Source organism: Candidatus Pelagibacter sp. HIMB109 (assembly GCF_052048155.1).
Lineage (GTDB): Bacteria > Pseudomonadota > Alphaproteobacteria > Pelagibacterales > Pelagibacteraceae > HIMB114.
Map to the genome: position 1 here is coordinate 120,482 of NZ_JBNAIK010000002.1, position 23,428 is coordinate 143,909.

The 23,428-nt window shown below is 32.3% G+C and carries 20 protein-coding genes; 8 read left to right on the forward strand and 12 right to left on the reverse strand.

Going from position 1 to position 23,428, the window contains the following annotated elements; all coding sequences use genetic code 11:
* The first annotated feature begins 23 nt into the window (after positions 1-23).
* Complete coding sequence (locus ACTTAQ_RS02345) at positions 24-875, forward strand: TauD/TfdA dioxygenase family protein (RefSeq protein WP_440695206.1); 852 nt, start codon at positions 24-26, stop codon at positions 873-875.
* On the opposite strand, the gene ACTTAQ_RS02350 is transcribed toward ACTTAQ_RS02345, so the two are convergent.
* The 7 genes from ACTTAQ_RS02350 to ACTTAQ_RS02380 all read right to left on the reverse strand — a co-directional run bounded on the left by ACTTAQ_RS02350 (position 872) and on the right by ACTTAQ_RS02380 (position 12,793).
* Positions 872-2,005, reverse strand: coding sequence for a 2-methylaconitate cis-trans isomerase PrpF family protein (locus ACTTAQ_RS02350; protein WP_440695208.1), 1,134 nt, complete (start codon positions 2,003-2,005; stop codon positions 872-874). The two genes, ACTTAQ_RS02345 and ACTTAQ_RS02350, sit on opposite strands and share 4 nt — an antisense overlap.
* Positions 2,005-4,632 carry an aconitate hydratase AcnA gene (gene acnA, locus ACTTAQ_RS02355; protein WP_440695210.1) on the reverse strand — a complete coding sequence of 876 codons (2,628 nt, stop codon included), beginning with the start codon at positions 4,630-4,632 and terminating at the stop codon, positions 2,005-2,007. Before acnA (ACTTAQ_RS02355) ends, ACTTAQ_RS02350 begins: the two co-directional genes overlap by 1 nt.
* A 5-nt stretch (positions 4,633-4,637) precedes the next feature.
* Positions 4,638-7,304 (reverse strand): aconitate hydratase AcnA, encoded by a 2,667-nt coding sequence (gene acnA, locus ACTTAQ_RS02360; RefSeq protein WP_440695212.1) that lies wholly within the window; start codon positions 7,302-7,304, stop codon positions 4,638-4,640.
* A gap of 101 nt (positions 7,305-7,405) precedes the next feature.
* On the reverse strand, positions 7,406-8,488 hold the full coding sequence (locus ACTTAQ_RS02365) for a 2-methylaconitate cis-trans isomerase PrpF family protein (RefSeq protein WP_440695214.1): 1,083 nt from the start codon (positions 8,486-8,488) through the stop codon (positions 7,406-7,408).
* 3 nt (positions 8,489-8,491) lie between these two features.
* Positions 8,492-10,498: a tripartite tricarboxylate transporter permease gene (locus ACTTAQ_RS02370; protein WP_440695216.1), complete on the reverse strand. Its 2,007-nt coding sequence runs from the start codon at positions 10,496-10,498 to the stop codon at positions 8,492-8,494.
* 62 nt (positions 10,499-10,560) lie between these two features.
* Positions 10,561-11,691, reverse strand: coding sequence for an alpha/beta hydrolase (locus ACTTAQ_RS02375; RefSeq protein WP_440695218.1), 1,131 nt, complete (start codon positions 11,689-11,691; stop codon positions 10,561-10,563).
* 43 nt (positions 11,692-11,734) lie between these two features.
* Positions 11,735-12,793 (reverse strand): transporter, encoded by a 1,059-nt coding sequence (locus ACTTAQ_RS02380; protein WP_440695220.1) that lies wholly within the window; start codon positions 12,791-12,793, stop codon positions 11,735-11,737.
* A 107-nt stretch (positions 12,794-12,900) separates the two neighbouring features.
* On the opposite strand from ACTTAQ_RS02380, the gene ACTTAQ_RS02385 reads away from it, so the two are divergent.
* Positions 12,901-13,947: an Ldh family oxidoreductase gene (locus tag ACTTAQ_RS02385; protein WP_440695222.1), complete on the forward strand. Its 1,047-nt coding sequence runs from the start codon at positions 12,901-12,903 to the stop codon at positions 13,945-13,947.
* Here the strand turns inward: ACTTAQ_RS02385 and tcuA are convergent.
* Positions 13,944-15,413, reverse strand: a complete 1,470-nt coding sequence (gene tcuA / locus ACTTAQ_RS02390; RefSeq protein WP_440695224.1) for an FAD-dependent tricarballylate dehydrogenase TcuA — start codon at positions 15,411-15,413, stop codon at positions 13,944-13,946. The genes ACTTAQ_RS02385 and tcuA overlap by 4 nt on opposite strands.
* Positions 15,414-15,496: 83 nt before the next feature.
* Here tcuA and msrB point away from each other — a divergent pair, with 83 nt between their 5' ends.
* Complete coding sequence (msrB, locus tag ACTTAQ_RS02395; RefSeq protein WP_440695226.1) at positions 15,497-15,892, forward strand: peptide-methionine (R)-S-oxide reductase MsrB; 396 nt, start codon at positions 15,497-15,499, stop codon at positions 15,890-15,892.
* Positions 15,893-15,901: 9 nt separating this feature from the next.
* On the opposite strand, the gene ACTTAQ_RS02400 is transcribed toward msrB, so the two are convergent.
* Positions 15,902-16,975, reverse strand: coding sequence for an isocitrate/isopropylmalate dehydrogenase family protein (locus tag ACTTAQ_RS02400; protein WP_440695228.1), 1,074 nt, complete (start codon positions 16,973-16,975; stop codon positions 15,902-15,904).
* Positions 16,976-17,005: 30 nt separating this feature from the next.
* Here ACTTAQ_RS02400 and ACTTAQ_RS02405 point away from each other — a divergent pair, with 30 nt between their 5' ends.
* Together ACTTAQ_RS02405 and ACTTAQ_RS02410 are read left to right on the forward strand one after the other, a co-directional pair.
* Positions 17,006-17,407: a cupin domain-containing protein gene (locus tag ACTTAQ_RS02405; protein WP_440679755.1), complete on the forward strand. Its 402-nt coding sequence runs from the start codon at positions 17,006-17,008 to the stop codon at positions 17,405-17,407.
* 3 nt (positions 17,408-17,410) lie between these two features.
* Positions 17,411-17,797: a PaaI family thioesterase gene (locus tag ACTTAQ_RS02410; protein WP_440695230.1), complete on the forward strand. Its 387-nt coding sequence runs from the start codon at positions 17,411-17,413 to the stop codon at positions 17,795-17,797.
* 9 nt (positions 17,798-17,806) lie between these two features.
* On the opposite strand, the gene ACTTAQ_RS02415 is transcribed toward ACTTAQ_RS02410, so the two are convergent.
* Positions 17,807-18,754, reverse strand: a complete 948-nt coding sequence (locus ACTTAQ_RS02415; RefSeq protein WP_440695232.1) for a D-2-hydroxyacid dehydrogenase family protein — start codon at positions 18,752-18,754, stop codon at positions 17,807-17,809.
* Positions 18,755-18,760: 6 nt separating this feature from the next.
* A complete protein-coding gene (locus tag ACTTAQ_RS02420) occupies positions 18,761-20,185 on the reverse strand; it encodes an MmgE/PrpD family protein (RefSeq protein WP_009359926.1) in 1,425 nt (474 codons plus the stop codon).
* A 102-nt stretch (positions 20,186-20,287) separates the two neighbouring features.
* Between ACTTAQ_RS02420 and ACTTAQ_RS02425 the strand changes: the two genes are divergently transcribed.
* The 3 genes from ACTTAQ_RS02425 to ACTTAQ_RS02435 are packed head-to-tail and all read left to right on the forward strand — an operon-like array spanning position 20,288 to position 22,864.
* Complete coding sequence (locus ACTTAQ_RS02425) at positions 20,288-20,965, forward strand: IclR family transcriptional regulator (protein ID WP_440695234.1); 678 nt, start codon at positions 20,288-20,290, stop codon at positions 20,963-20,965.
* Positions 20,958-21,806 carry an isocitrate lyase/PEP mutase family protein gene (locus tag ACTTAQ_RS02430; protein WP_440695237.1) on the forward strand — a complete coding sequence of 283 codons (849 nt, stop codon included), beginning with the start codon at positions 20,958-20,960 and terminating at the stop codon, positions 21,804-21,806. Before ACTTAQ_RS02425 ends, ACTTAQ_RS02430 begins: the two co-directional genes overlap by 8 nt.
* A gap of 2 nt (positions 21,807-21,808) precedes the next feature.
* On the forward strand, positions 21,809-22,864 hold the full coding sequence (locus ACTTAQ_RS02435) for an AbrB family transcriptional regulator (protein ID WP_440695239.1): 1,056 nt from the start codon (positions 21,809-21,811) through the stop codon (positions 22,862-22,864).
* On the opposite strand, the gene msrA is transcribed toward ACTTAQ_RS02435, so the two are convergent.
* Entirely contained in the window at positions 22,861-23,379 is a 519-nt protein-coding gene (gene msrA / locus ACTTAQ_RS02440) for a peptide-methionine (S)-S-oxide reductase MsrA (RefSeq protein WP_009359922.1), read from the reverse strand. The genes ACTTAQ_RS02435 and msrA overlap by 4 nt on opposite strands.
* Positions 23,380-23,428: the final 49 nt, after the last annotated feature.

The window sequence follows — 23,428 nt, forward strand, 5'->3', positions numbered from 1 at the left end:
TTAAAAATAATTAATATTTGTTTATGGAAATTATCAAAAGTGGTCTAGCTCTTGGTGCTGAAGTCAAAGGCATGGACTTAAGTAAAGATTTAAGTTCACAAGAAGTTGACCAGATTAACAAAGCGTGGGATGAAAATTTAGTTTTGGTTTTTAAAAATCAAAATTTAACTGATCCTGATTTAATTAAATTTAGTAAAAATTTCGGTAACTTGGATCACCCAGCGCCAAATCCATTTGGTATAAATTTTTCTCCAGAGCATCCAGAAATTAATGTAATTTCTAACGTAAAAAAAGAAGGTAAGCCCACTGGAATTTTAGGAGATGGTGAAGCAACATGGCATTCTGATATGTCTTATCAAGATGTGCCACCTAAAGCTGGTATTTTATATTCTTTAGAAGTTCCAAAAGATCAAGGAGATACTCATTTTGCAAATATGATCGCAGCTTACGAAGATATGCCAGAAGATTTAAAAAATAGAATTGAAGGAAAAATTTTAATTCATGACTCTGCACACAACAGTGCTGGACAATTAAGGAAAGGGTATGAAGAAGTTTCTGATCCATCAAAAACACCAGGTGCAAAACATCCAATAGTCTTTAATGATCCCAATACTGGAAAAAAATCTCTTTTTATTGGAAGAAGACCTTACGCTTACGTTATTGGATTGGAACTAAGTGAAAGTGAAAAATTACTTGATGATATTTGGGCACATGCCACTCAAAAAAAATATACCTGGACACAAAGGTGGAAGCCAAATGAACTGCTAATGTGGAAAAATCTTTTCGTTCTTCATAAAAGAGATGCTTTTGACCCTAATACTAGAAGGGTAATGCACAGAACCCAAGTTACGGGTGAAATAAAAATTTCAGCTTAGACTAAGACTTCACCTCTCATAAGAGGTCTAAACGTTCTATACATAATTGCCGATTTTGCATGAGGCCTACCATCGACTTGTTCGATAACGGCACCAGCAGTCATAACTCCCGATGGATTTCCAGCTCTAAGTTCTAAAGGATTTGAGCCTTTTCTTTTGATTAAATTTGGAATTGTACCTTCAATTGCTGCTGCAACTCCTATATTAACTCCAGCGGTACCCATAATAGCTTTATGAGTTTTTCCCATTGAAAACATTCTTGCGGTAATATCTTGATCATCACCTTTAATATTTGATTTATCTAAACTGATATAATCTTTAGGTGATGTAACAATACCAATACGAGGAGTATTCATTGGAGCTTCATGTTCTGACTTTGATAAACCAGTCATGAAAGCACATTTTCTTCTTATCTTTTGAATGATTTCCATTTTTTCCACATTACCATCGAGCTCATCAGGACTTTCGGTTCCTTTAAGGCCTAAATCCTCTGCTTGAATATAAATTAGTGGTGTAGCAGCATCAACAACGCTAACTTTTATTTTTCCAAATCCATCAATTTCAATTTCATCTACAACATTTCCCGTTGGTAATAATTTACCAGTACCAGATCCACCTGGCTCTAAATAATCAAGTCTAACTTTTGAGCTTTCACCATAAACACCAGCGATAGTATAATCACCTTCAATTTCAGGTTTTCCATCTTTAACATTAAAAGTTGAATGAATAATTTTATCAGTATTAACTTGATAAATTCTTATTTTATTTTCACCCTCTTTTGGTTTTATAATACCCTCTTGAACAGCATACGGACCAACGGCACCTGATAAATTTCCACAATTATTATTCCACTCTGCAATTGGTTGATCTACTGCAATTTGAATAAAATTATAATCAACATCTGCGTCATCTCTTTCAGATGGACTGATAATTACACATTTTGATACTGAAGAAACTCCGCCACCCATGCCATTTAATTGTCTTCCATTTGGATCGGGACTTCCAATAACTTTTAAGAAAATTTTATTTAATTCTTTTTCATCTTGTGTTGGTAAATCTTTTTTTTGAAAGAAAACTCCTTTGCTAGTTCCGCCCCTATAATATGTTGCTTTAATCCAGTTTTGACCCATTAGGCTTCCTTATAAGCTGTAGGCAAAATACCTCCATTTTTCCAAAATGTAACTTCTTCAGGAACATCTAGCCTAACATTTAATTTCACATCTATTACATCGCCACTATCTTTGTGAATTTTCATCGTAACTTTTTTATTATCATTACTAATTCTATCTAAACCAATGATACTAAATTGATCAGTACTCATTATCTTTAATTCATCTATACCCTGTCCTTTTTCGAACTCTAAAGGTAATAATCCCATTCCAACTAAATTTGATCTGTGAATTCTCTCAAAGCTTTTGGCAACTATAGCTCTAACACCAATTAATAATGGACCTTTAGCTGCAACGTCTCTGGATGATCCACATCCATAGTTTTCTCCAGCTAAAACAATAATTTCTTTGTTTTCTTTTTGATAACCCATCGCGGCTTCATAAAGTCTCATAGTTTTATTCTCAGGATACTTAACCGTAATACTTCCTTCCTGATCAGGGGTCATGAGATTTCGTAATCTTAAACTTGCAAAAGTAGATCGTGCAACAATCTCGTGGTTTGCTCTTCTTGTTAAATAATTATTAAAGTCTTTTGGATCTAATCCTAATTCAGTTAAATAATCCCAAGCTGCAGTTCCTTTTGTAATTACACTAGATGGAGATATGTGATCTGTTGTTACAGAGTCTCCTAAAAGAGCGATAGGTCTTGCTAAATTAATATCTTTAATGACATTATTTTCAGCATTACTCATATAAGGAGGTTTTTTTATATAAGTACTTTCTGGCCAATCATAGTTACTAGAGTTTGAAACTTGAAGACCTTCCCAAAGATCTCCTCCATCATTTACCTCTTTATATTTTTCACTAAAAGTCTCTGATTTATAAAATTGATTAATAATTTTATTTACGCCTTCATTTGATGGCCACACATCTTTAAAATAAACATCTTTACCGTCTTTATCTTTTCCTAGGCTATCTTTTGTTAAATCCTTTTTTATTGTCCCTAAAATAGAAAATAAAACTATTAAACCTGGTGATGCCAAGTAGGATGCTCTAATATTTGGATGAATTCTACCTTGAAAATTTCTATTTCCAGACAAAACGGCAATTGAAAAAATTTTTTCTTTCTCAATAGTATTTGCAATATTGTCGTCTAATGGTCCTGAACTCCCGTTACAAGTCGTGCAACCAATACCCACCATGTTAAAACCAAGCTCATCTAAGTATTTTTGCAAACCTGTTTGTGATAAAATTTCGGCAGTAACTTTGCTCCCTGGTGCAAAAGATGTTTTAACTTTTTCATTTCTCTTGATCCCAAGCTCTACTAATTTTTTAGCAATCAGTCCTGCTGCAATCACATTTTTAGGGTTTGCAGTATTTGTACAACTTGTTATCGCTGCAATCATTATGTCTGCGTCTTTAATTTTAAAACTAAGTTTAGGAACTTCAAATTCCTCATTACGCAAATCTTTTTTGTAAAGCATTTGCGAATGTTCATTTGCCAAACTTGAGAATTGATCTAGATTAATCTTATCCTCAGGGTTTTTTGGGCCAGAAACACATGGGGTTATTGAATCAAGATCTAACTCTAAAACTCTATTATACATTGGAGCATCTCCAGGATTTCTCCAAAGTTTTTGATTTTTAGAATATTCTTCAACAATTTTAATCTCCTCATCTGTTCTGCCAGTCATTTTTAAATAATCTAAAGTTGAATTATCTACTGGAAACAAAACATTCGTTGCACCATATTCTGGTGCCATATTAGAAATAGTAGCTCTGTCGCCAACTGTTAAATTTTCAACACCATCCCCAAAAAACTCTATGAAACTTCCAACAACTTTGTTCTCTCTTAACAATTTAGTGATATACAAAACTAAGTCCGTTGAAGTGATACCTTCTTTTAAGTTATTTTTTAAATTAACTCCGACAACCTCGGGCACCGTCATTGGAATAGTTCTACCAAGCATTGATATTTCTGCCTCAACACCTCCAACACCCCAACCCATTACACCAATTGCATTAACCATAGGAGTATGGCTATCTGTTCCAATGCATGTGTCTGGATGCATTAAATTATGACCTTGTTTTTTCTCTCGCCAAATAACTTTTGATAAATATTCAATATTGACTTGGTGACATATTCCTACTCCCGGAGGTATGACGTTTACTTTATCTAAAAATTTTGAGCACCATCTTAGAAAAGAAAATCTTTCAGAATTCCTTTCATACTCTTTTTGTAAATTTTTAATTTTAGCTTCATCATTACCAAAAAAATCAACTTGCAAAGAGTGATCAATAACAACATCAACTGGAACATCAGGTTGAATTGAATCAGAACTAATACCTTTTTTTTGTAAAGCTTCTCTGTATGCTAAAAAATCAACTAGCATAACTTTTCCTAAAATATCGTGACTTAAAATTCTGTTTGGTGCAAAATTAATTGCAGAACCAATTTTATTTTCCAAAATAAATTTTACTTGTTGATTTGCGTTTTTGTTTCTTCCAAGTAAACTTTGTCTGATAATATTTTCAATTAAAATTCTGTAAGAAAATGGAATTTTCTCAATATCATTTATGTTGCTAATATCAGCAACATCATAATCTTGATTTTGAATTGTTATTTTTTTAAAACTATCTGGTATCATGCATGCTATTGTAGCATGTTTCTTAAAACATACTGAAGAATTCCACCATTAATGTAATATAAAACTTCATTATCCGTATCAATTCTACAAGTCGTATCTATAGTTTTTGCAGTTCCATCAGCATATTTGATTTCAACTTTAACATCTTGAAGAGGTTTTAAACCTTTCTCCACATCAATAACTGTAATCAATTCTGATCCAACTAATTTTAAACTTTTTCTATCCATGCCTTCTTTAAATTGTAACGGTAAAACTCCCATTCCAACTAAATTTGATCTATGAATTCTTTCAAAACTTTCAGCAATAACAACTTTAACTCCTACTAATTGAGTACCTTTTGCAGCCCAGTCTCTTGAAGATCCTGTTCCATAAAGTTTTCCACCAACAACAACTAGTGGTGTTCCTCTTTTTTTATATTCCATGACTGCATCAAAAACCGTTACATCTTTTCCTTCAGGATAAATTTTAGTAAATCCTCCTTCAGTACCTGGAGCCATTTCATTTTTAATTCGTATATTTCCAAAAGTTCCTCTCATCATCACTTCATGATTTCCTCTTCTTGCTCCATAGGAGTTAAAATCTTTTTGAAGAATCTGATGTTCCATAAAATAATTACCTGTTGGGCTATCTTTTGGAATAGATCCTGCGGGTGATATATGATCAGTTGTAATCATATCTCCTAGAATTAATAATGGTCTTGCGTCTTTAATTTCTTTAAAACCTTCTGGTTCATCTGGCATACCATCAAAAAATGGTGGTTTTTTTACATAAGTTGAACCTGGGTCCCATGAATAAATACTCGATTCTTCTGAAGTAATTGATTGCCATTCTTTAGGGCCTTCTGAAACTTTTGAATATCTAGATTTGAACATATTGGCATCCAAGCAAGACATTAGGGTATCTTCAATTTCTTTATTTGTTGGCCATATATCTTTTAGGAATACATCTTTTCCATCTTTGTCTTGTCCAATTGGATCTTTGTATAAATCAACATTCATTGATCCTGCAATTGCATAAGCTACAACAAGTGGTGGTGATGCTAAAAAGTTAGCTTTGACCACTGGACTAATACGACCTTCAAAGTTTCTATTTCCAGATAAAACTGAAACAGCTAATAAATCATTATCTAAAATTGCATTATTAATCTCATCCGGTAATGGACCAGAATTACCAATACAAGTCGTGCAACCATAACCAACAGTATTAAATCCTAATTCATCCAAATAAGGAGTAAGGCCCGCTTTGTTTAAGTAGTCCGTAACAACTTGAGAACCTGGAGCTAATGAAGTTCTGACCCAAGGCTTAGATTTTAATCCTAACTCTGCTGCTTTTTTTGCAACTATTCCAGCGCCAACTAAAACACTTGGATTTGATGTGTTGGTACAAGACGTAATTGCTGCAATAACGATTTTTCCATCTTCAAGTTCGAAATCATTGTTTTCAACTTTAACAGACTTAGGGTTATCTCTTTTTGAAATATCTTTTAAAACATTTTTAAACGTAGCCGCAGCTTCTGTTAGCAATACTTTATCTTGTGGTCTTTTAGGTCCAGATATTGTTGGAACCACAGTTGACATATCAAGAGATACCGTATCAGTATAAACTGTATTATCATCAGCCCACAAACCTTGTTCTTTTGCATAAAGTTTTACAAGTTCAATCGTTTCATTATCTCTACCAGATAATTCTAAATATTTTATTGTCTCATCATCAATTGGGAAGAAGCCACAAGTTGCTCCATACTCAGGGGCCATATTTCCAATCGTAGCTCTATCTGCTAATGTAAGATTCTTTAAGCCTTCTCCATAAAATTCAACAAACTTTCCTACAACTCCTTTGTCTCTTAAAATTTTAACAACTGTTAAAACTAAGTCAGTCGCAGTTGTACCTTCAGGTAATTTTCCCTTAACTTCAAATCCAATAACTTCAGGAAGTAACATTGATATAGGTTGTCCTAACATTCCTGCTTCAGCTTCAATACCACCTACGCCCCAACCTAAAACAGATAATCCATTAACCATTGTTGTATGACTGTCTGTTCCAACTAGTGTATCTGGATAAGCATATGTTTCTCCATTTACATCTGCTGTCCAAACTACCTTTGATAAAAATTCAAGATTAACCTGGTGACAAATTCCAGTTCCTGGAGGGACGATTCTTAAATTATTAAAAGCTTGCTGTCCCCATTTTAAAAAAGAATATCTCTCACCATTTCTCTCAAATTCTTTTTCAACATTTTTTTGAAGCGCATCTTTAGATCCATTGATATCAACTTGAACTGAATGATCAATTACTAGATCAACTGGTGATAATGGATTAATCTTATTAGGGTCTTTGTTTTTTTCTTTTACTATTTCTCTCATTGCAGCTAAATCTGCTACCGCAGGAATACCAGTAAAGTCTTGTAATAAAACTCTTGCGGGCCTGTATGCTATTTCTTGTGGCGACTTCTTATTTTTTAGCCATTCTTTTAAAGCTAAAATTTGATCTTTATTAACTGATAGATCATCTTCAAATCTTAAAAGGTTTTCTAAAACAACTTTTAATGATTTTGGTAATTTTTCAGTACCATCTAAACCATTTCGTGCTGCTTTTTTAAGATTGTAATATTTGAATTTTTTGGAACCAACTTGCAAGTCTGATAAAGACTTAAAACTATCTAAACTTTTCATGAACAGCTAAATATTGAAATAAGACAATAAAATCAAGAATTAGAGCAGTAATTACCCTGTGGCATAAACATCTACCAACAACCTATGATTTAACTTTATTGTTATTTTAACTTACTTTTTTGAACGTGCACGTCTCCAGACATGATTAGTCTAGCGTGCCTAGTTGTTCCAGCAACTAAATTTACAATTTCATCACCTTTATAATCAATTTCTAAATTTAGTTTTGAAATACCTGTTGGATGTTCAATTTCAAATGAACCTTTATCAGAATAATCTGAATAAAACTCAGAACAAATAGTGCCTCTTGATTTTGAGGCAGCCATTAAACAAATTGATCCTGTGATAGCATATCCGTTATGACAGCTCCATGGCATAAAATATCTTGATTTAATAGAACCTTTATCTGGTTTTGACACTAAAGCTACTTTTGGAATCACAGATTTACTTACATCTCCAAATCCAATTCGTTTTCCAAGTTCTATTCTTATTTTACCCATTTCATCAATTAAGTTTTGATTTTGATTTAATTCCAAGTGACTTTCATTTCCAGTGACGCCAAAATCTGTTGCTCTGAAAAAAACTACTGGCATAGCAGCATCAACGAGCGAACATTCTTTCCCATTAATTTTATCTATTTTGTTTCCAGTGGGGAAAAGTTTTTTTGTTTTAGATCCAATTGAATCTAAAAATCTAATTTCAACAGGTGTTCCAGAGTTTGGAACTCCATCAATTTTAAAATCACCGTCATAAGAAACCTCTCCACCTGGTGTCTGAACAATTTCTTCTATTTTCATTCCAGTATTTACATCACGAATTGTTACTTTTGTTTCACCATTGATTGCTTTAACTAAGCCTCTTTCAATAGAAGCTGGTCCAACTCCAATTAACATATTTCCGCAAGATGGCTTTGTATCTACAATCGGTTCATCTATTTTAACCTGCGCAAAATGATAATTCACATCAACACCTTCTTCATCTGATTTTGATAATATGGCGACTTTACTTTTTACTGGATCAGCTCCGCCTATTCCATCAATTTGCCTAACATCAGGTGATCCCATGATAGCTAATAAAATTTTATCTCTTTGATTTAAATCTTCTGGTAAATCGGATTTTAAAAGATATGGACCTCTTGAGGTTCCACCTCTCATAAACAAACACGGAATTTTAATTTGATCAGTCATAATTTAGTTAATTGGCCAAGGTAATTCTATAAAACTTTGAATTATTCCTGGAGGAAAATCCATTACCATAAAATGTGAAATTAACGCTAGGACAATCCATACCCCAATACCTCCAATTATAGATTTTCTTAAATTAACTTTAGCTATCTTAATTAAGAATATTATTACAAACAATCCTATAGAAATATAAAAGCCAATAAATATTGATAATAATAGGGGTGAGATAAACCAAAATATAGGTAACCAAAAAGGTCTAAGATCTTTTTGTTTTAAAAGACTTTGCTCGTTGTCAAATAAAACTGAAGAATATTCATTTGAAAAGTACATTTGAACTGCAATGACAAATGATAAAACAAACATTATTACTGAAACAGAGACTGGATAAACCATGCCTAAATATTCTAAGTTTTTAGTTGCTAAAAATGTTCCAATTGAAATAAGCATCATAAGGATAACAAAGATCCACTGCGGAGTTTTTGAGAAATTAAATGCCGAAACCTCATCACCTTTGATTTGTCTAGATTTTTTAATCACAACAATTCCTGAGTAAATTGATAATAGCGCAATAATTATCAAGACTATAAATATTGGACGAGTTATCAATTCTCCAAAAGTATAAAACTGCATAGTTTGATATAAATTTGTTTCAATTCCATCGCTCAAAACAAACCCAATCATTAACGCTACTCTTGAGTAATCAAATCTCTTCATAAACACAGCTATTACTCCAATCATAAGAGCAAAAATCAAATCTCCCCAAGACCTTGTAGAGTTAAAAATAGCAAACAAAATTAGAGAAATTAAAAAAGGAGCTAATAAAGTAAAATTAATAGTTGTTAGATTTGAAATTGGTTTAGCCAATGTTGCGCAAATAATTGCACCAAAAATATTTGCGACTGCTAAAGACCAAATTATTGTGTAAACAAGGTCTAATTTTGTTTCAATTAACTGTATTCCAGGATCAACGCCAAGTAAAATTAACCCGCCCATTAATACCGCTGTTCCACCAGAGCCCGGGATTCCAAATAATAATGTTGGTATTAATGCTCCACCTTCTTTTGAATTAGAGCTAGATTCTGGACCGATAACACCTCTGATATCTCCTTTTCCAAAATTATCAGCATCTTTTACAGTTGTTTTCGCATGACTATAACTTATCCAATCAATGCATGAACCACCAATGCCTGGTATCATCCCAATTAAACTTCCAATAAACGAACATCTTAAAACCAAAAACTTATTTGCTAAAAAATCTTTAAAACCTTGTGCCCATCCAGTTTTTTCTAAACTTGCTTTTTCGCTGACTGGTTTATTTGTTCTTAATAATTCAACTATTTCAGGAACAGCAAAAATTGATATTGCAATTACCATCAAATGTATCCCACCACTTAAATATGAAACAACAGGATTATGAACATCTAAGAATGTACTCATATCCAATCTATATTCTGAAGTAGCAGGAGCAATACCAATCGCTCCTATAATTAAACCAAGGCATGCAGCTACTAAACCTTTTGCAATACTTGAACCTGTAAGAGTTCCTACAATTGAAATTCCAAAAATCGCAAGCATCAGCATCTCACCAGTTCCAAATGCCAATATTATAGGTTTAGCGATTTGAATAATCATTGTTAGTAGTGTTGCCCCAAATAAACCGCCAAATAATGAAGCAAAAAAAGCTGCGGATAAAGCACGAGCCGCTTGTCCTTTTTTCGCAAGTGGAAAACCATCCATTACAGTAGCTTGTGCAGATACAGAACCTGGCACACCAATTAATACGGCAGGAAATGTATCAGAGGTGGCTACAACCGAAAGTAAACCCATCATCATTGCAATTCCTGAAATTGGTTCCATTCCAAAAACAAATGGAAGCAATAAAGACAAGCCCACTGTTCCACCAAATCCTGGTATGACACCAACAATTAATCCAATAACGACACCTAATATTAAAAAGAAAAAAGATTGACCTGATAAAACTGTAACAAGTGCACTTAAGAGAGATTCAATCATTTAATTTAGAATAAGTTGATGTGGATATAAACCTTATTTTTAAAATAATTCTATCAAATTTTTTATCCATAATTTTTATCAAGCCAATTCATAATAAAATTAGATACCTCATTACTATTTTTTTCATGCATCATCATATGACCATTACCTTTTATTTTATGATCTTCTAATCGTATAAAATCATGATTAACACCGGCTTGTTTTAAAAAATTACTGGTCCCATGGTCGTATGGTGCATGATATGAAGACTCTGCAGTTAAAATTAAGATTTTGGTTTTAGATAAATTTACTAGTTTTCTTGCAGGTTCTTTTTGCAAAAAACATTGTACTAAATTATCTGGCGTTTTTTGAGTATCAATCTCTGGTATTAATTTTTCACCTTGTTTGAGTGGTGGATCATATGTTAATGCAGAATAGGTTATACCATTTGGTCTATCTGGTTCTGAACTAGTTTGGTACCAATCTTTATCAAAATCATTCTTTTTAAAAGTTTGTTTATCTAAGTGCGAATGTTGAATACCTCCATAAGACACATTAAAAAAAGGTGGACCGTTAGGTTCTACGGCAACACATGCTTTTACTTGTTTCGGCCTAACATCAGCAGCAAGCCAGCAAAATGGTCCTCCTTGGCTATGACCCAAAACTACCGTATCGCCTATCTGATCGATTAAGTCTGACAATGCAATTTTAGACATTTCTTCAATATCAATTCTATCAGCCATCGTATTTACTTGTGAGGCCATGTACTGTTCAAAAACCTGGTCTCCTCTAAGGCCATTACTAGGCCACTGTGTATGTGTCTTTGCTTGAGGCCAATTTCCTTTTACAGCCATTGCTGTAAAGCGTCTTTCAGCATCATCTAAATTTGTTTCCCTTTCCAAGTATTTGCCATATAAATTTTCTGAATAACCAGATCTTGCTCTACCTGGTTGATCAACTATGTAAACTTCATAGCCTTTATCTAAAAAATTATGTAACCAACCTCTTCGACCATCAGCAGTTGAAATAAATCCTGCACCTGATTGGCCACCACCGTGAATTAAAATAATTTTTTTTCCATTTGAATTTTTTGGCTTAAAGGCTTCAACATACATTTGTCCTCTTTTAAAAATCTTATTATTTTTTTTAAAATCTACACCACCTACAAAAAAGATTTTATGATCTTTTAAAACTATATCAGAGTTTTGATTCATATGATTTAGAGGGGCAAATAATTGCCCCTCTAATATTTAGAAATTACTTCTTAGCTTTCCAAGCTTGTAAAAACTTGTTTGAAGCAGAGTCAATTGAAGTTGCTTTTTTAAGAGCTGGCTTCAATGCTTTACCTGTAACTTGGTCGTATTTTCCAAGCTTCTTGTTAATTACTTTCATTGCTGAAGGATCATTAACAATATTTGCTGCAGCTTTAGTCCAAGCTTTTTTCACACTGCTTTTTGCAGATTTTGGCAACATGATATATTTTTGTGTTGCAAATCCTGCTGTAAACATTGCAGTCCAAGCTTTAGCTTCAGTACCTTTAAATTTTTTACCAGTAACCTTTTCGTATACCTCTGGGAATGATGGTAAATTTGGAAAATTAGGATCTCTAACTACTTTTCCATCCTTTAAAGCACCCCAAGTCATTAAAGGCACCATTTCACCTTTTCCAACTAATGGTTTTACGTGTTTTAAATATGAAGCAGTTGTTTGATAATCAATTGTTGTTTCGCCTCTAAGGATAGCAGCTCTTCCGCCTTTTCTACCTTTCATTCCGTAAACAACTTTCGTATCCATACCTAACATATCAAAAGCTAAAATTGGAACTGCATCTAAAGATGTTTTACCTTGAGATCCATATACTAACTTAGAAGATTTTATTTTATTAAAATCTTTTATGATATCTTTAACTCCAGAATCGCTTCTTACGTAAACAACTCCACCAGTACCACTTGCAAATACTGGATACATATCTTTGTATCTGTATCTAACTCTTTTATCTTTAAAGATAAAAGGTAATTGTACAGATCCTGAAGTACCAAATACTACAATACCGTCTTTGTCTTTACCGTGTTCAGCAAAATATTTGTTTGAAGCACCGATTGCTTTTCCTTCAGTTACGTTTTTTACTACAACTGAAGGATTACCAGGTAAACTTTTACTTAAGATTGGAGCTAAAGCTCTTGCCCAAGTATCAGATCCACCGCCGGCTTTAAATGGAATCCACATTGTTACTGTTTTGCCAGAATAATCCACTGCAAAAGCAGAAGAAATCATCATGACAGAAGCAACTAATGTAGCGATTAATTTATTTAACATTATATATTCCCCTGTGTTAAGTTTGTTATTATTAAATCTAATAATAAGGATTAATAAACAAATTTCACAATGCAAAACAACAGTCAAAAATGTAATTTGATAATGCAATGCAAAAAATATTAAATTCAAAGCTGAAATCATTTACTGAAGCAATATTAAAAAAAATAGGATTGAGCTCTGCTAACGCAAAAGTTGTATCTAAAATGTTGGTAAGAGCAGATGAGCGAGGGGTGTGGTCTCACGGTATTGTAAGACTTCCAGTGTACATTCAAAGATTAAATAAAAATGCCGCTAACACAAAACCAAAATTAAAATTTAAAAAAATTTCACAAAGTGCATTTCATTTAAATGGTGATAACGGACTCGGATTTATTTCTGCAAATGAAGGAATGAAAAAATGTGTCCAGCTTGCTAAAAAAAATGGAATTGGTTTAGTAGGAATAAGCAATAGTAATCATTTTGGAATGGCTGCTAATTATTTAGAATTTGCTGCTAAAAATAATTGTATATCCTGGGTTTTTACTAATGCATCTAAAGCGCTTCCACCTCACGGTGCTATGGCACCTTTTTTTGGAACAAGTCCATTTGCATTTGGTTGTCCTACAAAAAATAAAAATAAACCATTTATTTTAGATATGGCTTCATCATCAGTTGCAAGAGGAAAATTAAAATTTGCAGCTCAAAATAATATTAAAATCCCATTCGGTTATGCTTTAGATAAATTTGGCAAACCAACAAATGATGGGCAAAAAGCATTTGAAGGTATTATGTTGCCATTTGGTGGTATGAAAGGTGCGGGATTATCTTGGATGATGGATATTGTTGCAGGTATATTTACTGGCGCTAATCATAGTGGAAAAGTTAAAAATGCAATTAATGATTTTTCTGGTCCAGCAAATGTAGGGCATCTAATGATTTGCATGCGAACAAATCTTTTTCAATCTCATAAAAGTTTTATTAAAAAAATTGAATATGGAATTAAACAAGTTAAACAACTAAAAAAAGCTAAAGGTTTTAAAAAAATTTTACATCCTGGTGAGCCAGAGTATCTTGACGAAATGAGATTAAAAAGATCAGGTATTAATTTATCTAAAGAAACAGTAATTGAATTAAAAAAACTAGCTAGTCAGTACAAAATTAAGAGTCCTATTTAAACTCTTGCTGCAGATTGTCCTGCAATCTTACCAAATACAGCTCCTGAGGTTAAACCGCTTCCGCCTGGATAATTAAAATAGAAAATTCCACCTATCATCTCTCCAGCAGCATAAAGACCTTTAATAGGTTTCATGACTTTATTTAATACTTGGCACTTATTATTTACTCTTAAGCCACCAAATGTGAATGTAATACCACATGTAACGCCGTACGCATAAAAAGGAGCTTGATCTATTTTATTTGCCCAATTTGTTTTATTTACTTTTAATCCTTCCGTACATCTTCCATCTTTAATTGTTGGATCATACTTAATATCGTCTCTAACAGACTCATTATATTCTTTGATTGTCTGTAAAGCTTTAGCGCTGTTAACTCCTGAAAGTTTTTTTACTAATTCTTCAACTGTTTTAGCTTTAACCATAGTTGCAGATTTTACATCATATTCTGGATACAGCATGTGTCTGACTTTTTGATCAAAGATTTGCCAACCAATCTGATTTGGTTGTTTTATGACCTCTCTTCCAAATTTAGCGTAAGTATAATTTCTAAAGTCTTCACCCTCATCAACAAATCTTTCTCCATTTGCATTTAAAACAATCCCCCAAGGGTAACTAATTTTTCTATACTTATTACTTATTTTTAAATCACTAAACTCAGGTCCATTCATATCGTGAAATACCGCATGACAGCCTGACCAATTTCCGTAAGGAGAAGCTCCTACTTTTAAAGCCATAGTTAAACCATCTCCGGTGTTGTGCTTTGTTCCTCTAACTTTAGCCATTTCCCAGCCTGGTCCTAAATATCGTGTTCTCATTTCCGAGCTGGACTCGAAACCTCCACAAGCTAATACAACTGACTGGGCATAAATTTTTTGAGGTTTGTTTTTATATAATACTTCTACACCTTTAATTTGATTATCTTCGTAAATTAAATCAGTGGCCGCTGAATCATATTGAATTTTGATTCCGTTTTTTTTTGTAATTTTCAATAATGAATCCACTAGTTTTTCACCTTGACCATTAACTTCTAATGTTAAGCCACCCCAATATTTCATTACTCCATTTATTTTAAAAGACTGTCGACCTTCTATTGGTTTAAACTTCAAACCTTTTTTACTTAGCCAATGAATTGTTTCAAAACTTTTTGAGGTCAATGTTTTTGACAATACTTTATCAGTTTTACCGTCAGTTACTTTTTTCATATCTTTTAAAAAGTCACTCACAGTATATTTCCCATAATCTATACTGTTTGAATTTTTTAAACTTGGAATAATTTTTTTTAAATCTGAAAATCCATTATAGGCAAATCTATATGCTCCATTAGTATATCTACTATTTCCGCCACGTTCTTTTTGTGAAGCTTTTTCTAATACTAGAATGTTTTTTGCACCATTATCTTTTGCTGCCAGCGCAGATGATAGTGCGGCATTACCTGCTCCAACGACGATGACATCATATTTGATCATGGGTGAGTATTTAATATAATTTATTTTATTTGAAAGAGAAAAATTATTTTACAATATGAAATCATTCATCTATTTTGAAATCGATGTCAGATTTTAAAAATAAAAATATTGAAGAATGGAGAAAAATTTTAGATCAAGAACAGTTTCTGATTATGCGCGAAGAAGGAACTGAACCTCCAGGTAGTAGTAAATTAAATTCTGAAAAAAGGACAGGGACATATCATTGTGCCGGATGTGATACTTTATTGTTTGATTCTGAGAAAAAATATGAAAGCGGGAGTGGATGGCCATCTTTCTTTGAAAGTAAACCAGAGGTATTTGAAACTAAAACAGATCATCACGTAGGCTATCCTAGAACAGAGTATCATTGTGCAAAATGTGGTAGTCATCATGGGCATATATTTGATGATGGTCCAGAGCCAACTGGTAAAAGGTTTTGTAACAACGGTAAAGCGCTAAAGTTCAAGCCAAAAAATTAAAATTAAAAATTATTTTTTTAAATTAGAAATTAATACATCTGTAAAATCAGTAGTTGATAAATTTCCACCAATATCTGATGTTCTTGTCTTTGGATTGATTATAGTTTTATCAATTGCATCTTCGATCATTTGCGCAATTTCTTTTAATTGTTGATTATTATTTTTCTTACCCAACCAGTCTAACATCATTGCAGTAGATCCAATTAATGATACTGGATTTGCAATATTTTTACCTGCAATATCAGGAGCTGATCCGTGCTGGGCTTGGGCAATACAATAATTTTCACCTGCATTTATCGATTCTGCTAAACCAAGGCCTCCAGCTATTTCAGAAGCTGCATCGGAAAGATTGTCTCCAAATAAATTTGTAGCTAAAATAACATCAAAGACAGAAGGATCTCTAATTAACATTGCAGACATTGAGTCTACAATTTGCTCTTTATACTCTACCTCAGGATATTTTTTAGAGACCTGCCTTGCGCACTCTAAAAATAAACCATCACTATAGCGAAGTACATTTGCTTTATGGATTGCTACTAATTTTTTCCTTCTTTCCATTGCGTACTTAAACCCAATTTCTGCAACTCTAGTTGAGCCTTTTCTGGTGATATTTCTAATGGAAATCGCTACATCAGGTGTTGGCATTAATTCCCCTACCCCTTTAAACATATTACGGTCTGAATAAAATCCCTCTGTATTTTCTCTCATTACTAAGCAATCAATACCCATTGGAAATCTTTCTAATTTTCCCAGTCTATTTTTTGCTGGTCTTACATTTGCATATAAATCAAAATATTTTCTGATTACCCCTGATGGGTTCAAACCGCCTTCCTCAGTCGGAGGATAATCATTGTGAGAACAGGTACCTAAAATCATACCGTCACATTTTTCTGCTATTTTTAAAACCTCACTTCTAAAAGTTGTTTTGTGTTTTTTCAAAGAAGCAAAACCTATTTCTTCATATACGAGATTAACTTTTAAATCATATAGTTTTAGTGCTGCTTGTAATACATCAACTGATGCTTTTGCAATTTCAGGACCAATTCCATCGCCCTCTAATACTAAAAATTTAAGATTACTCATTTTCAACTTTTTATATATATATTGAAAAAAATGAAACAAATTAAAGAAAAAATTTTTAAAGAACAAAAAATTAAACCCATTAAAAGGTTTGGTAGCGTAAAAACTAAAATTTTTATTAACAAAAAACAGGGATCAAAAAAAATGATTAGTGGAATAACAATAATTCCACAAAATAAATCTATTAACTTACATTATCATAACTGTGAGGAAGCTGTGATGATCCTTGAAGGTACGGCTATAGCTGAAATTAATAAAAAAAAATATATTCTAAAAAAAGGAGAAGTTAGCTGGATACCAGCTAAAATTCCACATCGTTTCATGAACAAAAAAAAAGAGAAATTAAAAATTTATTGGACATATGCAAATGCTAATGCAACAAGAACTGATGTACTAACTGGTAAAACTAATAAAATTTTAAATGAACATAAATAATCAATGACTGAGAATTTTAGAAATATAAGCAAAGTTGGTTTTATGAAACACAACGGTGGATTAGAGTTTAGGAAAATATCAGATACTGAATTTGAGTTTACTACTACTATCAAAGAATTTCATATGAACGCCGGTGGTGTAACTCATGGTGGTTTTGTTATGTCGATGCTGGACTCAGGCATGGGTACCTCAGCACATCAAGTTATTAAAGGTAGAGCAGTGACCATTAGCTTAAATACTAATTTTATTGGAGGATCAAAAGCTGGAGATAAAATTATTGGATATGCAAAAATAAAAAAACACACTAATACACTAATCTTTATGTATGGAGAAATTAAGTGTGACGATAAGCTTTTAGCTACAGCTGAAGGTATTTGGAAAAAAATATAATTTTATTTTTTAATTCAAAACTCTTATTGGGCTTCCATCTATAAAAGCCTGAAGATCTTCTGCCATTTGAGTGTACCATTTCATATAATTATCAACTGTTACATATCCAATATGAGGCGTTAACAAAACATTAGGTAAAAATCTTAACTTATGATTTTCAGGTAGTGGTTCTATATTATAAACATCCAAACCTGCTCCTGCTATTATCTCTTCTTGAAGAGCTTGAATCAAATCATCTTCATTTATTATTGGTCCTCTTGACGTATTAATTATAAAAGCTGTTTTTTTCATTTTTGCTAAATCTTCATACTTTACTAAATTCCTACTCCTATCACTCAAGAGATAATGTATTGATAAAAAATCTGACTTTTCAAATAGCTCATCTTTTGTAACTGCCAAAGCACCATTTTCTTCTGCGTGTGACATTTTTAAGTTTTCACTCCAAGCTATAACATCCATCCCAAAAGCCTTACCAACTTTTGCAACCATGCAACCTAATTTTCCAAGCCCCATGATTCCAAGAGTTTTTCCTTTAAGCTCAAAACCAATAGTTGTTTGCCAATAGCCCTGGTACATATTTTCAGACTCCTGTTTAAGATTTCTTGATAATCCTAAAATTAGTGCCCATGTTAACTCAGCAGTTGGATTTTTATTACCCTCCGATCCTGAAACAATTATTCCTTTAGATTTTGCATAATCTAAATCGATACCCAAATTTCTCATTCCACTAGTTGCAATAAATTTTAATTTTGGACACGCGTCTATTAATTTCTTTGTAATTGGTGTCCGCTCCCTCATAATTAAGAGAGCCTCAAAATCTTTTAAGTTTTCAATAGCATGTTCTTCATTCTCAAACGGCTGGTTAAAAACTTTAACATCACAGCTATTTTCAAATCTAGACCAATCAACTAGTTGATCAGCTATAGCCTGATAATCATCAAGTATAGCAACTTTCATGAATAATTATTTTGATAATAAGTTGGTTAATTTTCTAATATCCTTTAATTTTTCCAAATGTCTTACAGTTTCAATTATTGCCTTTGACTTTTTAGTAGGCCATTTAGCAAATTCACAACAGCCTAGGAATTTATCTGCTACTTCATCATAAGACATCGGGATCATTGGACTTCCTTTTCCAAAATCACCTCTACCAGATATTTTCTTTCCATTTTTAAGATAAATATCAATAATGGTTGTCATCTTGTCATAACCTGCAGCCTCAGCAACTTTATTTTTATAGAAATTAATTTTTCTTAACATTTTCTGAACATCTGGCTTATTAATTCTTTTATCTTGATATTCAGGTATGTAAGCTCTTCTTTGAACTAATAAAATTGCCATAGAATATTCCATACTAAATTTTGCTTGGAACTCATTAGTTGGTCTATGGTGGATTAATGCATTTTGCATGTTATGATTTGTGCCCACATCAACTTTAACAACGTCTTGTGGTTTGATGTCATGCTTTAAAATTAGTTCTAACATTTTTGTCATTCCAGGGTGTGTTAAAGATCCACATGGATGCGGTTTAATTGAAATTCCTGGCTTAGAAAAAGTCCAAGGTCTTCCTAACTGACCTTTGATTGAATTTAAATTATATCCACCGCCATGAGCTTGGAAAAAACCTCGTGGTGACTCTAAAATTTTATCAGTTGCAGACCATCCATATCCAACTAGATCACAAGCAACAACTCCACTCTCAGCTGCTCTTCCAGCGTGAAGTGGTTTTGTCATCGTACCAAAGTTTTCTCTTAGTCCTGCACTTAATGATGCAGCAATTGCTAGCGATCTCTGAATTTTATCAACATTATAGCCTCTAATTTTTGCAGCAGCAGACGCAGATGCTAAAGTTCCACATGTTGCAGTCGAGTGAAAACCATGCTGGTAATGCCTTGGTGACATTGCTTCTGAAACTTTACATTCAACATCAACACCAATTAAATAAGCATTCAAAAAGTCTTTACCATTAATTTTTTTTAGTTCTCCTTCTGCTAGGGCGCTTGGCAAACATGGTGCCGTAGGGTGAGTAAGCAAGCCATAAACTCTGTCTTTTTGTACAGCAAGTTGTGTATCATCGTAATCATCTGAGTGAATTCCAGTACCATTAGCCAAAGCTGCAAAACGCGAGGTTACTTTCATCTTTGAACCAATTACAGTTGCCCTACCTTTTGCTGAATTCTGTTTAATATGCTTAAATAAGTAATCTCCAGTCCTTGCGACTGAACCTGATAATGCTAAACCGAAGCCGTCTAAAATATGTTTCTTTCCTAATTCTACTACTTTTTTTGGTATTGAGTTGTATTTATTTTTTTTAACAAACTCTGCTACGTATTTAGTTAAGTTTTTACCTTTATCTGATTTAATATTTGGTGTGTAAGCTTTGCCCATCTTGATTTCCCCTATTTATATAAAAAATATAGTTCTGCAAAAAAAATATAGATTGTCAACAAATTTTATAATATAAAATGATGTTTCACATTGTAAAACATTATGAGTACCATAAAAGTATTAGATAAAGCTTTCCAAATTTTAAATTCATTCGATGATGCAAATAAAAGTATTTCTTTAAAAGAATTAACAGTGATTACTCAATTAAATAAATCAACAATATTAAGAATATGTAGTTCTCTAATAAAGCATAATTTTCTGATTAAAAATGAAATTAATGGAAGTTACCGCTTGGGTCCCGGAAGTTGGAAACTTGGTTCAATTTATAATTCAAATTTTAAAATTGGAAATGAAATAAAAGAAATTTTAAGCGAAATTTGTGAGGCTACAGGTCAGTCAACAGGTTATTGGGTAAAAGCTGGAAATAAAAAAGTATGCTTATATCGAGTAAATTCTAAATCTGAGTTAAATCATTATGTCGTAGAAGGCACAACTTTTGAATTAACATCTGCTACGGGAAAAGTTTTATTAGCTTATACTGAAGATTATTCAGAACTAAAAAATCAAATAGATAAAAAAGGTTATATTTTTACTGCAGGTGAGAGACTAGATAATATTGCAAGTGTAGCTTTACCTGTTTTTGATAAAAAAGATAATTTCAAAGGAACAATAAGTGTATCAGGATGGAAACAATTTTTTACTAACAAGTCAGTGCCAAAATACTATAAAATACTATCAAGCTACCGCAGTAAATTAAAAGAATTATTATCAAATGAATAAAAAAACTTTACTCTTAAAAAAATATTTAAAAGATAAAAAAACCTATCATCTTCCTACTTGTCATGATCCTTTGTCTGCAAAATTAATCCAGAGTAAGGGATTTAAAATTTCTTTTATTGGAGGTTTTGCTTTATCTTCAGCGAGCTTAGGTTTCCCTGATGCCAGTTTAATCACTCAAAAAGAATTAGTTGATGCGACTAGAAAAATTTGTAGCCATACAAAATTACCAATAATTGTAGATGCAGATACTGGATTTGGTGGTCTTGCTAATGTCTATAGAACTGTAAAAGATTTAGAAGATGCAGGAGCTTCAGCGCTAGTGTTAGAGGATCAGGTTTTTCCAAAGAGATGTGCATTAACTGAACATGTTAAATTATTGAATCTTAAAGAAGCAAAAGAGAGAGTTAAAACTGCAATTAACGCTGCAAAAGAAAATAAAAATATCCTAGTTGTTGCAAGAACAGATGCTTTGACTGCAGGTTCGCTTGACGAGGCTATTAAAAGAGCTTTGCATTTTAAAAAGTTAGGTGCAGATTGTATTTTCATCACCGGCATTAACTCAATAAAACATTTAAACATGATAAACAAAAAAATAAAAAATATACCTCTAATGCTTAACATTACTCAAAATGTAAAATTTACTTTAAAAGATGTAAGTAAAAATAAATTTAAATTTGCTTTATTTTCTCAACAGATATTAAATGGATATATAGACTCAACTAAACAAACTTTAGATTTGATTAAAAAAAATACAATTCCTAAATATAAAAACAAAGCAAGTGATACTTTAAATTTATTAGATTTTAAAAAATATATAAAAATTGAAAAAGGAAATAAATAAACGTGGCTGAATACTTCAAAGCAATTAAAAAAAGTTACAAAAGTGTAATTATTGGAGTAATAGGTGGATATCTAGGTACATTAATTCATTTGCCTTTACCTTGGTTATTAGGCGCACTACTTCTTAATTTATTAGTTTCTTTCACAAGTTATAAAATAACTTTTGATAAAAAAATATTCCTACCAGTTCTTTTAATCATTGGTGTGATTTTAGCTGGATCGTTTAATATCACGTTATTATACAAAATTCATTTATGGATCTATTCATCTATAGCGATGATCGTATGTACGATCATTGGTTCAATTGTAGTTGCGTTTTATTTTTATAAAGTTTGTAAATTTAGAAAACTAGTTGCCGTATTAGCTGGATTGCCTGGTGCTTTTGTTGTTATAGCTGCAGCAATCAACCAAATGACTGATAGTAAGAAAGAAAGTGGACAGGTTGTTATTCCGCAAGCAACAAGAGTTTTGTTTATTGTATTAATCTTACCTTTTGTGTTTGTTACTCAAGTTGGTTACCAGGAAATCTCATCACATGGAAATAATCCAGATTATAGTTTGAGATATTTTCTCGAACTAATTTTTTTATTAGGAATAGCGCAATTAGGATCAATGGGATTAAAAAGATTAAAAGTACCTTCCGCACCGATTTTAGCGGCTATGATACTCTGTGGAATTTTCTACACATTTGAAATAACAACTGCAAGGTTTCCTGACTTCTTTATTAATATTGCATTCGTATTTCTAGGATCTGCAATTGGATGTCGTTTGAGTGGTTTGCCAATTAAAGAAATAGGTTTTTATTCTTTACATGGATTTATTGTTTCGGTTTTGCTTTTAGGTATTGCAGCAATCTTCGCTTACCTTTTAAAAGTTTTTCTAGGTTTTGATTTCATGGCAGCATTTCTAAGTTTTGCGCCTGGAGGTTTGCACGAAATGGTAGTTATAAGTATAGCCTATAACATTGACCCACTATTTGTGACTTACCATCACTTTTTAAGAATATTTTTAATTATTTTTTCTATTCCTTTTATTTTGAAATATTTTTCTAAACATTAATTCCAGATTTTTTTTAATCTTTGAACTCGACCACAAGTAGTTTTGTAATACTTATATCTTAATGGATTTCTTTTATAAAAATCTTGGTGGTAATCTTCAGCTGGATAAAAAACATCTAATTTTTTTATATGAGTAGCAAATTCCGCAACATCTTTTTTGTTCAACCTTTTTTTAGACTCTTCATAAGCTTTTTTCTCGTCATCATTTTGATAGAAAACTGCAGATAAATAACTCGATCCTTTATCGCAAAATTGACCTTTGGCATCATATGGGTCTATATTTTTCCAAAAAACATCTAAAAGTTGATCATAAGAAATTTTATTTGAGTCATAAATTACTTCAACAGCTTCGTAGTGACCTGTTTCTTCGTATGTTACTTGTTCATATGTTGGGTTTTTTACATGTCCGCCAGTATAACCTGACTTAACTTCTTTAACTCCATCAGTTTTTTCAAATGCTTCTTCAACACACCAAAAACATCCACCAGCAAAGTATGCTTTTTTTTCATCGGCCATTGTTAAATTATTTAAACTAAATAAGATTAAAAAAAAGATTATAAATCTA

Bases quoted from the DNA above. Each gene is read 5' to 3' on its own strand.
- ACTTAQ_RS02345 (WP_440695206.1), top strand. From the start codon at position 24: ATGGAAATTATCAAAAGTGGTCTAGCTCTTGGTGCTGAAGTCAAAGGC.
- ACTTAQ_RS02350 (WP_440695208.1), bottom strand. From the start codon at position 2,005: ATGGGTCAAAACTGGATTAAAGCAACATATTATAGGGGCGGAACTAGC.
- acnA (WP_440695210.1), bottom strand. From the start codon at position 4,632: ATGATACCAGATAGTTTTAAAAAAATAACAATTCAAAATCAAGATTAT.
- acnA (WP_440695212.1), bottom strand. From the start codon at position 7,304: ATGAAAAGTTTAGATAGTTTTAAGTCTTTATCAGACTTGCAAGTTGGT.
- ACTTAQ_RS02365 (WP_440695214.1), bottom strand. From the start codon at position 8,488: ATGACTGATCAAATTAAAATTCCGTGTTTGTTTATGAGAGGTGGAACC.
- ACTTAQ_RS02370 (WP_440695216.1), bottom strand. From the start codon at position 10,498: ATGATTGAATCTCTCTTAAGTGCACTTGTTACAGTTTTATCAGGTCAA.
- ACTTAQ_RS02375 (WP_440695218.1), bottom strand. From the start codon at position 11,691: ATGAATCAAAACTCTGATATAGTTTTAAAAGATCATAAAATCTTTTTT.
- ACTTAQ_RS02380 (WP_440695220.1), bottom strand. From the start codon at position 12,793: ATGTTAAATAAATTAATCGCTACATTAGTTGCTTCTGTCATGATGATT.
- ACTTAQ_RS02385 (WP_440695222.1), top strand. From the start codon at position 12,901: ATGCAAAAAATATTAAATTCAAAGCTGAAATCATTTACTGAAGCAATA.
- tcuA (WP_440695224.1), bottom strand. From the start codon at position 15,413: ATGATCAAATATGATGTCATCGTCGTTGGAGCAGGTAATGCCGCACTA.
- msrB (WP_440695226.1), top strand. From the start codon at position 15,497: ATGTCAGATTTTAAAAATAAAAATATTGAAGAATGGAGAAAAATTTTA.
- ACTTAQ_RS02400 (WP_440695228.1), bottom strand. From the start codon at position 16,975: ATGAGTAATCTTAAATTTTTAGTATTAGAGGGCGATGGAATTGGTCCT.
- ACTTAQ_RS02405 (WP_440679755.1), top strand. From the start codon at position 17,006: ATGAAACAAATTAAAGAAAAAATTTTTAAAGAACAAAAAATTAAACCC.
- ACTTAQ_RS02410 (WP_440695230.1), top strand. From the start codon at position 17,411: ATGACTGAGAATTTTAGAAATATAAGCAAAGTTGGTTTTATGAAACAC.
- ACTTAQ_RS02415 (WP_440695232.1), bottom strand. From the start codon at position 18,754: ATGAAAGTTGCTATACTTGATGATTATCAGGCTATAGCTGATCAACTA.
- ACTTAQ_RS02420 (WP_009359926.1), bottom strand. From the start codon at position 20,185: ATGGGCAAAGCTTACACACCAAATATTAAATCAGATAAAGGTAAAAAC.
- ACTTAQ_RS02425 (WP_440695234.1), top strand. From the start codon at position 20,288: ATGAGTACCATAAAAGTATTAGATAAAGCTTTCCAAATTTTAAATTCA.
- ACTTAQ_RS02430 (WP_440695237.1), top strand. From the start codon at position 20,958: ATGAATAAAAAAACTTTACTCTTAAAAAAATATTTAAAAGATAAAAAA.
- msrA (WP_009359922.1), bottom strand. From the start codon at position 23,379: ATGGCCGATGAAAAAAAAGCATACTTTGCTGGTGGATGTTTTTGGTGT.